General features: G+C 71.2%; 10 protein-coding genes. 6 read left to right on the top strand and 4 right to left on the bottom strand.

Going from position 1 to position 11,179, the window contains the following annotated elements; all coding sequences use genetic code 11:
• Positions 1-1,205, top strand: a 1,205-nt coding sequence (locus tag AS96_RS06055) for an ROK family transcriptional regulator (RefSeq protein WP_036286855.1), incomplete at its 5' end; no start/stop codon positions are given.
• Positions 1,206-1,215: 10 nt separating this feature from the next.
• Here AS96_RS06055 and AS96_RS06050 read toward each other — a convergent pair.
• The 3 genes from AS96_RS06050 to AS96_RS06040 are packed head-to-tail and all read right to left on the bottom strand — an operon-like array spanning position 1,216 to position 4,053.
• Positions 1,216-2,256: a lactonase family protein gene (locus AS96_RS06050; RefSeq protein WP_036286852.1), complete on the bottom strand. Its 1,041-nt coding sequence runs from the start codon at positions 2,254-2,256 to the stop codon at positions 1,216-1,218.
• Position 2,257: 1 nt separating this feature from the next.
• The gene (locus AS96_RS06045; RefSeq protein ID WP_036286848.1) at positions 2,258-3,544 is read right to left on the bottom strand and encodes an adenylosuccinate synthase; all 1,287 of its coding nucleotides are present in this window, start codon (positions 3,542-3,544) and stop codon (positions 2,258-2,260) included.
• Positions 3,529-4,053 carry a DUF5979 domain-containing protein gene (locus tag AS96_RS06040; protein ID WP_036286844.1) on the bottom strand — a complete coding sequence of 175 codons (525 nt, stop codon included), beginning with the start codon at positions 4,051-4,053 and terminating at the stop codon, positions 3,529-3,531. Before AS96_RS06040 ends, AS96_RS06045 begins: the two co-directional genes overlap by 16 nt.
• A 184-nt stretch (positions 4,054-4,237) precedes the next feature.
• Here AS96_RS06040 and argG point away from each other — a divergent pair, with 184 nt between their 5' ends.
• From argG to AS96_RS06015, 5 genes are all read left to right on the top strand, one after another.
• Complete coding sequence (gene argG, locus AS96_RS06035; protein ID WP_036286841.1) at positions 4,238-5,680, top strand: argininosuccinate synthase; 1,443 nt, start codon at positions 4,238-4,240, stop codon at positions 5,678-5,680.
• Between the two features lie 106 nt (positions 5,681-5,786).
• Positions 5,787-6,410: a TetR/AcrR family transcriptional regulator gene (locus tag AS96_RS06030; RefSeq protein WP_036286839.1), complete on the top strand. Its 624-nt coding sequence runs from the start codon at positions 5,787-5,789 to the stop codon at positions 6,408-6,410.
• Positions 6,410-7,105 (top strand): hypothetical protein, encoded by a 696-nt coding sequence (locus tag AS96_RS06025; RefSeq protein WP_036286837.1) that lies wholly within the window; start codon positions 6,410-6,412, stop codon positions 7,103-7,105. Before AS96_RS06030 ends, AS96_RS06025 begins: the two co-directional genes overlap by 1 nt.
• A complete protein-coding gene (locus AS96_RS06020) occupies positions 7,102-8,955 on the top strand; it encodes a YhgE/Pip family protein (RefSeq protein WP_036286835.1) in 1,854 nt (617 codons plus the stop codon). The genes AS96_RS06025 and AS96_RS06020 overlap by 4 nt, the downstream gene beginning before the upstream one ends.
• Positions 8,956-9,058: 103 nt before the next feature.
• Positions 9,059-10,522, top strand: a complete 1,464-nt coding sequence (locus AS96_RS06015; RefSeq protein WP_036286833.1) for a phytoene desaturase family protein — start codon at positions 9,059-9,061, stop codon at positions 10,520-10,522.
• A gap of 19 nt (positions 10,523-10,541) precedes the next feature.
• Here the strand turns inward: AS96_RS06015 and AS96_RS06010 are convergent, their stop codons facing one another.
• Positions 10,542-11,108, bottom strand: coding sequence for a GNAT family N-acetyltransferase (locus AS96_RS06010; protein ID WP_036286862.1), 567 nt, complete (start codon positions 11,106-11,108; stop codon positions 10,542-10,544).
• Between the last annotated feature and the right edge of the window lie 71 nt (positions 11,109-11,179).

The following is an 11,179-nucleotide window of genomic DNA, read 5'->3' as shown; positions in this document are numbered from 1 at the left end:
CCTCCGCGGCGCCCGCCTCGGCGACCGTCACGACGCTGCGTCAGCAGAATCGTGCGGCCGCTCTGCGCTTCGTGCTGCAGCAGGGCGAGACGACCCGGGCCGATCTCGCGCGGCGTTGCGGATTCTCTTCGGCTTCCGCCGCGAACATCACCTCCGAGCTCATCGATGACGGGTTGCTGGCCGAGGTCGGCTCGGTCTCCTCGCGCGGCGGACGACCGATCTCACTCATCGCGCCCCGCGCCGAAGGTGCCTACGCGATCGGCGTCGATGTCGGCGAGCGCGGCGTCGCCGTCGAGCTCTTCGACCTGTCGTTGACGATGGTCGACCGCGAATTCCGCGGCGGAGGCCACGACGAGACCCCGCCGGACATCCACCGCGATCTCGTCGAAGCCATCGCCGCGTTGCGCGCGCGCAATCAGGAGCGGTGGCCGCGTGTCCTCGGCATCGGGCTCGGGCTTCCGGGTGTGGTCGAGACCGGACCCGACGGTGCCCAGGTGCTCTACGCCCAGAGTCTCGGTTGGGAGCCGTGGCCGATCCCGCGCGACCTGGACGCGGATCTGCCCGTCTTCGCGGAGAACGGTGCCAAGACGCAGGCGCGGGCCGAGCTCTGGTACGGCGCCGCACGCGGAATCGACCATGCCGTCGTGGCCCTCCTCGGTCGCGGCGTCGGACTCGGCGTGATCAGCGACGGAGCCCTCGCGCACGGCGCGTTCAGCAGCGCCGGCGAGTGGGGTCACACGAAGATCGTGGTCGGCGGCGCGCGCTGCCGGTGCGGACAGAACGGCTGCGTCGAGGCCTACCTCGGCGCCGACGCGATCCTCGCCGAATGGCAGATCCGCGGCGGCTCCTTCGAGGGCTCGGGGTGGCAGGCGATCGGCGCGCTGCTCGCCGCGGCGGACAGCGACACGGACGCGCGCGCCGTCGTCGACGGGGTCGTGGAGGCGCTCGGCGCGGCGCTGGGAAGCGTCGTCAACCTGACCAACCCCGAACGCATCGTCGTCGGCGGATGGGTCGGGATGCGCTTGATGGAGCACGGATCCGCACGGATCGCCGATGCGGTGCGGCGCAACTGCCTGACGCGCCTGGGCACCCAGTTCGAGATCGTCCCCGCGTCCTTCGGCGGCGACACGGTCGCGCTCGGATCGGCGCTGATGCCCATCACGGCACTGATCGACACTCCCCGCAGCGAACTGTTCGCCGTCTGAGCCCCACGCCTCAGGATGCCGGGAGCAGACAGGTCGGCGAGGGGGCGTCGACACGGCGTCGCGCTCGCCCCGGCACCCCGGTGCGCTCGTTCAGCGTGAGCGCGGCGATCTCGTCGGAGTGCTGACCGGCGACGAGGAGGGTGTCGCGCACGACGACGTGATGCCGCGGCCCCTCCACGCCCGCATCGACGAGCGCGACGGGACGCAGCTGCGCCCCGTCACCGCGCACCTCCACGACGGCGATCGTGTTCGAACCGCGCAGCCCCGCGTAGACGAAGCGGCCGTCACGCGAGAAGGCGAGCTCGGCCGCGGCGTCTCCGGCGAGCGCGCCCGGCGACAACGCCACGCCGGCGGCGACGCGCCACTGCCCGCTCGCGTCGGGCGCCAGCGCGTAGAGCTCGTTCGACTGCTCGGTCACCACGAAGAGGTGCTCCGACGGATGCCATCGACTGTGGCGCGGCCCGGTCTGCCGCGGAAGCGCGACGTCGCGCGAGCCCTGCGTCCCCGTGCCCCGCCAGAAACGCACGAGATCGAGCCCGAGATCGGTCGTCGCCATCGTGTCGCGCGGCAGGAACCGCACGTGGTGCGCGCGCGACGGCCGCGGCTCCTGCGATATGCCGACCAGGGCATACGGGTCGGACGCGGCGGCGAGCACGCTCGGCTGGGACGGGCGTCCCTCGGCATCCAGCGACATGCGCACGAGGCGCCCATCACCCCAGCAGGCCGCGATCAATGCGTCGCCGGCGGGGGCGACGGCGAGATGGCAGACGGCATCGCCGGCCTCCACGGGGGCGCCGAGGGCGATGAAGCCCTCCTCGCCGGTGCGGCGATATGCCTGCACGACGCCGCGCCCCTCCAGCGCGGCGTAGACGACCGCACGCGTCGGATGGCACGCGATCCATGACGGCGACTCGGCGCCGACGGCGACCTCCGCGCGCCGGGCGAGCTCTCCCCCGGCCGATCCGTCGTCGGGGTCTCCAGCCAGGAGCGTGCCGATGCCCTCCGCGCGGCCGCCCATGTCGGCGGAATACCCGCCGAGGAAGAAGCGCACCTCAGTCGACGAGATCGTGGCGCACGATGACCGCGTCCCGGGCGGGACCCACACCGATCACCGAGATGCGCGTGCCGCTCATCGCTTCCAGAGCGAGCACGTACTCCTGCGCCGCGACGGGCAGGTCCTCGAAGCTCCGCGCGCCGGAGATGTCGTCCTGCCAGCCCGGGAAGTACTCGAAGATCGGGGTCGCGTGGTGGAAGTCGCTCTGATTGACCGGGACCTCATCGAACCGCTCGCCGTCCACGTCGTATGCGACGCACACGGGGATCTGCTCGAGTCCGGTGAGGATGTCGAGCTTGGTGAGGACGAGGTCGGTGATGCCGTTGATGCGGGTCGCGTAGCGCGTGATCGGCGCGTCGTACCAGCCCACCCGGCGGGGCCGACCCGTCGTCGTGCCGAACTCGAAGCCGCGCTTGCGCAGCCACTCGCCCTTGTCGTCGAACAGCTCCGTCGGGAACGGGCCGGAGCCCACGCGTGTCGTGTAGGCCTTGACGATGCCGACGATGCGGTCGAGGCGGTTGGGGCCGACGCCCGAACCGGTCGAGGCGCCGCCCGCGGTGGCGGAGGAGGAGGTCACGAACGGGTACGTGCCGTGGTCCACGTCGAGCATCGTGGCCTGGCCGCCCTCGAAGACGACGACGTCACCGGCATCCAATGCCCGACTGAGCAGCAGCCCGGTGTCGCAGACCATGGGGCGCAGGCGCTCGACGTAGGAGAGCAGATCGTCGACGACCTCGTCGACGGTGATGGCACGGCGGTTGAAGACCTTGACCAGCAGGTGGTTCTTCTGATCGAGCGCACCCTCGACCTTCTGGCGCAGGATGTTCTCGTCGAAGAGGTCCTGGATGCGGATGCCGACCCGGTTGATCTTGTCGGCGTAGGTGGGACCGATGCCGCGGCCGGTGGTGCCGATCATGCGCTTGCCGAGGAAGCGCTCGGTGACCTTGTCGAGGGTGCGGTGGTACTGCGTGATGACGTGCGCGTTCGCACTGATCTTCAGGCGCGACGTGTCGAGGCCGCGGGCATTCAAGGCCTCGAGCTCGGCGAAGAGCACCTCGAGGTCGACGACGACGCCGTTGCCGATCACGGCGTTGACGCCGGGGGACAGGATGCCGGACGGCAGCAGATGCAGCGCGTACTTCTCGTCGCCGATGACGACGGTGTGACCCGCATTGTTGCCGCCGTTGAACTTGACGACCCAGTCGGTGCGCTCACCGAGGAGGTCGGTGGCCTTGCCCTTGCCCTCGTCTCCCCACTGGACGCCGACGATCACGATGCCTGGCATGGACTGCTCCCCCGTTTTCGGCCTTCTGGCGCATATCGGACGGTTGCACCGGGAATGCCGGTACACCCCATCCTATCGAGCGGCCCGCCCTGCGCTCCGACACCGCTGAGCACGATGCCGACGATCAAACCTGCGATCCCGGAGCCAGACACCCCGAGCACGAGCGCCGAGCTGCCACCGGTGGCCGGCAACGGCTTGTCGAAGCGGTTGTCGACGCCGACCGCGATCGTTCTGTCGGCGGTGATGACGACGCTCGCCGGGTTGGCGGAGTGGCCGCCGTCGACGATCATGGTGACCTGCTTCGCCTCGCCGGTGCGCGTCTCGGTGAGCACGCACGCGGCATCCGTCGGCAGATCGGTGTACACGACGGGCGTTCCCACGGTGAGATCGCGGACGGCGCCGCCCGGGATCGGCAGGTTCTCGCCGTACCAGGTGCACACGAGCGTCACACCGAAGGTGTCGCCGGTGTGGGCGGATGCCGCGGTGCCGCTGACCAGCGCGCATGCCAACTACGCCCAAGGCAGAGCGCCCCTGCCACCGACCCACGTCGGCAGCCTCGATCCCACATCGGAGGGCGCACGTGGGTCCGACCATAGGGCATACATGCACAGCTATGCGAATCCGGTGACCCCCCGCGATCGGGGGGGTCGCCTCCGCAGGTTGCACCGCCGCCGCTCAGTAGACTGAGGTTCCATGTCGAAGGTCCTTCAGTCCCTGCCCGTCGGCGAGCGCGTCGGCATCGCCTTCTCCGGGGGTCTCGATACCTCGGTCGCGGTCGCGTGGATGCGCGACAAGGGCGCCGTTCCGTACACGTACACCGGCGATCTGGGGCAGTACGACGAAGACGACATCGCATCGATCCCCGGTCGCGCGCTGCAGTACGGCGCCGAGAAGTCGCGCCTCATCGACTGCAAGCCGCTGATGGTCGAAGAGGGGCTCGTCGCCCTCTCGTGCGGCGCGTTCCACATCCGCTCCGGCGGCCGTACCTACTTCAACACGACACCGATCGGCCGCGCCGTCACCGGCACTCTGCTCGTGCGCGCGATGAAGGAGGACGGCGTCGACATCTGGGGCGACGGATCCACCTACAAGGGCAACGACATCGAGCGCTTCTACCGCTACGGCCTGCTCGCCAATCCCGCCCTGCGCATCTACAAGCCCTGGCTGGACGCCGATTTCGTCACCGAGCTGGGTGGTCGCAAGGAGATGAGCGAGTGGCTCGTCGCCCATGACTTCCCGTACCGCGATTCGGTCGAGAAGGCCTACTCCACCGATGCCAACATCTGGGGCGCCACACACGAGGCGAAGACCCTCGAGCACCTCGACGTCTCACTCGAGATCGTCGACCCGATCATGGGCGTGCGCTTCTGGGATCCGGCGGTCGAGATCGCGACCGAAGACGTGTCGATCACCTTCGAGGCCGGTCGTCCCGTCGCCATCAACGGCGCCGAGTTCACCGACACCGTCGCGCTCGTGAAGGAGGCCAACGCCATCGGCGGCCGTCACGGACTGGGCATGAGCGACCAGATCGAGAACCGCATCATCGAGGCGAAGTCCCGCGGCATCTACGAGGCGCCGGGCATGGCGCTGCTGTTCATCGCGTACGAGCGCCTGGTCAACGGCATCCTGAACGAAGACACGCTGGCGACCTATCACGAGCAGGGTCGCCGGCTCGGCCGCCTCATGTACGAGGGACGCTGGCTGGAGCCGCAGTCCTTCATGCTGCGCGAGTCGATCCAGCGGTGGGTGGGCTCCGCCATCAGCGGCACGGTCACCCTGCGTCTGCGCCGCGGCGAGGACTACACGATCCTCGACACCGTGTCGCCGAACCTGTCGTACGCGCCGGAGAAGCTCTCGATGGAGCGCGTCGGAGACGCCGCGTTCGGTCCGACCGACCGCATCGGCCAGCTCACGATGCGCAACCTCGACATCGCCGACTCGCGGGCCCGTCTCGAGCAGTACGCGGGTCTCGGGCTCATCGGCGGTGCGACCGCCGAACTGGTGGGCGAGCTCGCGTCGGGCGCATCGGCGGAGATCACCGGACACGCGGCTCCGTTCGACGAGGCGCGCGAACAGCTCGCCGAGGCGGTCGACGAGGCATCCGAGTCGGCGTCGTTCGACTTCGGCGCCGACTGAGCGCGGCATCACGGCGTCCGCGTTTCGACTCGTCACCGCGCTCCTCGCGCAGCGAGGCGAAACGTCGTAACTTGCACACCTCTGTGCAGGTTTATACACTGAACCGGTGACCACCACCGCTCCCCTCCGCCGTCCGCGCAAGGATGCCGCCGCAAACCGTGCCGGCATTCTGCGCGCCGCCGCGACGACCCTCGCGGTCGATCCCTCCGCCTCGATCGATCAGATCGCCCGCGCAGCGGGATTGTCACGGCGCGCGCTGTACGGCCACTTCGACGACCGCCGGGCGCTGCTCACGGAGCTCATCGCCGCCGGCGCGCAGCGCTTCAACGCCATCGCCGCCTCCCTCGACGAGCCGCATCCTCCGCTCGCTCTCGCCCGCCTGACCGCCGCCCTCTGGACCGAGGCCGCCCACGTGCAGGTCGCCGCAGCGCTCGCCCTCCAAGAGGGGCATCTCGAGCAGACGGCCACCGCCCTGGCACCGCTGCGGCGCGCCCTGGTGGCCGTGGTCCGCGCCGGTCAGGACGACGGGACCCTCCGCGTCGACATGGCCGCCCCGACTCTCGCCCGTCTCATCGAGGAGACGGCGCGCGCGGCGGTCAGCCGCATCGATGCATCGTCGCCGATCGCGACCTCGCTGGCCGTGCGGGCCGTCCTCAGCATCGCCGGGCTGTCCTGGCGGGAGTCCGAAGCCCTGCTGAACGCCCACCCCGATGTGCTGGAGACGAAGTGATGCGCGTACGTCTGGATGAGGTGCAGAAGGGGCGCCGCGGCGAGGCCCTGGGGGCGACGAGCCTCACCTACCGCAGCGGGCGCGCCACGCTCGCGGTCGCCGAGACCGAACAGCGCCCCACCGTGCTGGGTCTCATCGCGTCGGGGCGTATGCGCCCCGACGCCGGCACCGTCGCACTCGATGACGCCACCGACCGCCGTGCGCACAACGCGCTGCGCCGTCGGGTTGCCCTGGTCGATGCTCCCGACGTGAGCGAGCCCGCCCCGAACATCGCGGTGGCCGGTGTCGTCGCCGAGGAGCTCATGTTCGCAGGCCTCGCCTCCGATCCCCTGTCGGCTCGACGGTGGCTCGACGAGCACGACCTGCGCTCGTCGGCGCGACTGCCGATCGCCGACCTCGCACCGGCGCACCGACTGCGCATCCTTCTCGAACTCGCCTCTGCGCGCCCCGGGGTCGACGGCCTCGTCCTCGTCTCCCCCGACCGCCACGGGGGCGACCCCGTGCAGTGGTGGGAGCTCGCCGAGGAGTTCGGCGAGCGAGGCTACGCCGTGCTCGTCATCGCCGGCGAGGCCGCCGCGTCGGCCCTGATCGACACCTCGGCATCCCTGGCGCCGCATCCCTCCAGCGCCCGCGTCCTCAAGCCCAGTCGGGTGCGCCTGCGCACCACCGCTCCCCTCGCCGGAGGCCACCGATGAAGATCCCCGCCATGATCGCCGCCGAGCTGCGGCGCCTGACGGCGACGCGCATGTCGGTCATCGCTCTCGTCGCCCTCATGCTGGTGCCCGTCCTCTACGGCGGGCTGTACCTGTGGGCCAACCAGGACCCGTACGGGCATTTCTCCGAGGTTCCCGTCGCCCTGGTCGATCTCGACGAGGGGTCGGGGACCGGCGGCGATGCGGCGCAGTACGGCAGCCAGGTCTCGCAGCAGCTGATCGACGGCCACGCCTTCGACTGGCGCGCGATGAGCGCGGCCGATGCCGCAACCTCTCTGCACGAGGGGACGGTCGACTTCATCGTGACGATCCCCTCGGATTTCTCCGCGGCCCTCGTCTCCTCCGGCGGCTCCGCACCACGCCAGGCGACCATCGGCCTGCAGACCAACGACGCCAACAACTACCTCGCATCGACCATCGGCACCCAGGCCGTCGAGAAGATCCGCCGCTCGGTCGCCGAGCTCGTCGGCCAGGAGGCGGCTTCGCGCTTGTTGGGAGGGCTCGCCGACATCCGCGCCCAGCTCGTGCAGGCGTCCGACGGCGCCACGACCCTCGCAGACGGGGCCGCCCAGGTCGCCGGAGGCAGCACGACACTGGCGCAGGGCACCGCCGCACTGGCGCAGGGCGCGGGAACGCTCACCGACGGCGCCAACCAGGTCGCCGCGGGCGCCGCGCAGGTCGCCGACGGCGCCCGTCGCGTCTCGGCGGGGACGGCGACGCTCGACGGGTATGCCGATCGCGCGGCATCCGCGGGGCAGCAGGTGGTCGCCGCCCTCCCGCAAGCTCGCGCCGACATCGCGACGCTGCTGGCCGACCGCGGCGTCGACCAGGCCACGATCGACCGGGTGCTCGCCGCGCTGGATCCCATCGGCGACGCCGCGGTGACCGGCAACAACCGTCTTCAGGCGGCCGTGTCACAGGTCGATCAGCTGGCATCCGGGGCAGCGCAGGTCGCCTCCGGCGCCGCGCAGGTCTCCGCCGGGGCGACGCAGGTCGCGGGCGGCGCCGGCTCGCTCCGCGACGGCGCCGACCAGGCCGCGGCCGGCGCGGCGACCCTCGCGTCCGGCGCCGGCCAGGTCGCCGGCGGCGCGTCACAGCTGCGCGACGGTCTGGCTTCGGGGGTGCAGGCGATTCCCGACACGGATGCGGCGACCCGCGACGCCCAGGCCAAGACCATCTCCGATCCGGTCGCGGTGAGCTCGAGTGCGCAGACCTCCGCGGGCGATTACGGTGCCGGGCTCGCGCCGTTCTTCGCTGCCCTCGCCGGCTGGATCGGCATCTACGCCCTCTTCCTCATCGTCAAGCCGATCTCGCGCCGAGCCGTCACGGCGTTGCGCTCACCGGTCCGGGTCACCATCGCGGGCTGGCTCACCCCGGCTTTCCTGGGCAGCGTCGGCATGGTCGCGCTGTTCGGCGTGCTCTCGTTCGCCCTCGGCTTCCGGTTCGCGAACCCACTCGGCACTCTCGGCATCCTGATGCTCGCCTCCTTCACCTACGCGGCGATCATCCTGGCGCTGAACGTCTGGCTGGGCTCGGTGGGCCAGTTCGTCGGTCTCGTGCTGATGGTGCTGCAGCTCGTGACGGCGGGAGGCACCTTCCCCTGGCAGACGCTGCCGGCACCGCTGGCAGCACTGCATCACGTGCTGCCGATGGGCTACGTCGTCGACGCGATGCGCCAGCTGATGTACGGCGGTGACCTCGCCCGCGTGGGCACGGACATCGGCGTGCTGCTGCTGTGGCTCGGCGGGGCGCTGGCGCTGGCGGCGGTGGGGGTGACCCGGATGACCCACCGCCGAACGCTCCGCGACCTGCAGCCGAGTCTCATCGGGTAGGGCGCCGGGGCATCGTCCCGCCGCCCGCCCGCCCGCCCGGCCGCCCGCCCGGCGACGGCGGGCGGCCCGCCTCTACGATGGGAAGGGACCCGGAGGAGGCTCCATGGCGACCAGCGCATGGCCGTTCGACGTCGAGGTCGTCGGCTCCGGCCCCAACGCACTGGCCGCCGCCGTCACCCTCGCACGCGCGGGCCTGTCGGTGCGCGTCTTCGAGCGGATGTCGCACCTCGGCGGGGGAGCCCGCACCGCCGAGACGGTCGCGCCCGGATTCCACCACGACACGTGCTCGGCCGTGCACCCGTTGGCGCTGGCCTCACCCTTCTTCCGCGCCTTCGGGCTCGCGCGTCGCGTGCAGTTCGTCACACCGGAGATCTCGTTCGCACATCCCTTGAGCGCCGCCGACGGCGGCTCCGGCATCGCCTATCGCGATCTGGAGCGCACGGTCGAGAGCCTGGGCCGCGACGGCGCCGCCTACCGCCGCCTGATCGCGCCGCTCGCCGCGCGTTCGCGCGAGATCGCCCGGTTCACGGGTTCCCCGCTGCTGCGCGTGCCTCCGCATCCTCTCGTCAGCGCCCGCTTCGGCGCGCGAGCGGTTTTGCAGGGCAGCGCCGCCTGGAATGCGCCCTTCAGCGGCGCCGTCGCTCCGGCGATGATCACCGGCGTCGCCGCCCATGCGATCGCGCCGCAGCCGAGTCTGATCGCCGCGGCCGCCGGCCTCGCCCTGCAGACGCACGCGCACGCGGCCGGTTGGCCGATCCCGATGGGCGGCTCCCAGGCGATCTCCGACGCCCTCGCCGACGATCTCCGCGCACACGGCGGCGAGATCGTGCTCGACCACGAGATCGCCTCGCTCGACGAGCTGAACGCTCGCGCGGTGGTGCTGGACGTCACCCCGCGCGCGCTCGTGCGGCTCGCCGGCGAGCGGATGCCGAGCGGCTACCGGCGGCGCCTGGAGCGGTTCCGCTACGGCAGCGGCTCGGCAAAGGTGCAGTTCGCACTCTCGGGTCCGGTCCCCTGGGCCGACGACCGGATCGCCGAGGCCGGCACGGTGCACATCGGCGGCACGCGCGCTCGCATCGCTGCGGCCGAACGCGAGGTGCTCGCCGGGCGACACGCGGCATCCCCCTATGTGCTCGTCTCCCAGCCATCGGTCTTCGACGCGACACGAGCGCCGCACGGCCACCACGCCCTCTGGGCGTACACGCACGTGCCGGCCGGTTCGACGCTCGACCAGACCGAGGCCGTCACCCGCGCGATCGAGAACGTCGCACCCGGATTCCGCGATGTCATCATCACGTCGCGCAGCACGTCGGCCGCGCAGCTCGAGGCCGACAACCCGAACTACATCGGCGGCGACATCGCGGCCGGCGCCGCGACCCTGCGCCAGCTGCTCGCACGGCCCGTGCTCAGTACTGAGCCATGGCGAACACCCCTGCCGGGCGTCTACCTCTGCGGCGCGGCGACGAGCCCCGGGCCGGGTGTGCACGGGCAGTCGGGATGGTTCGCCGCGCGGAGTGTGCTGCGACACGAGTTCGGAATGGCCCGCACACCGTCACTCGCACCCTGAGGTCGCCGCGCGAGGCGCGTCATCGCAGCGGCAGCATGACCTTCTCGAAGCGGAAGCCGCGATCCTCGCCGTCGAAGCTCTCACCCGGTCGATCCGCTGCATCCGGCTCCTCGGGCGGGCCGGGATGCGGGTGGCCCTCGTGGAAGAACTCGACCGCGTGAAAGCCGCAGACGTTGATGTAGAAGTGGATGTTGCGCACCTCGAAGTGCGGCGTGAAGGTATCCCAGACGCGGGTGTCGGGGTAGCGCTCCTCGATCGCGCGCCACGCCCGCCGACCGAGTCCCTTGCCCTCGCGACCGACATCGATGAAGAACAGCTCCAGCGCGCGGCGGCCCGCCTCGCGGCCCGGAACGACGACGGCCCCTCCGACGCGTTCGCCGTTCTCAAGCAGGTGCAGCACCTCGGCATCGGGAGCATCGAACGACTCTGCGAGCTCACGATCGCTGGGAATGGGTTCCGTGCTGGGCTGCCCCGTCTCCTTCTCCATGGCGGGGGCGAAGGCCGCCTGAATGCGCCGACCGACGTCGGCGAGGTCGTCGCGGATCGCCGGTTCGAGCGTCAGGGATGGCGTGTTCGCGGTTGTCATGATTCGTGCCTCTCTCACGCGGTTCTTCCAGTCGATCAGCACGCCGCGTCGGCCGCATCGCCCGAGCGACC

This window comes from Microbacterium sp. MRS-1, from assembly GCF_000585455.1.
Lineage (GTDB): Bacteria > Actinomycetota > Actinomycetes > Actinomycetales > Microbacteriaceae > Microbacterium > Microbacterium laevaniformans.
Note: the sequence above shows the minus strand (reverse complement) of the source record. Positions and strands in the feature narration are given on the sequence as shown.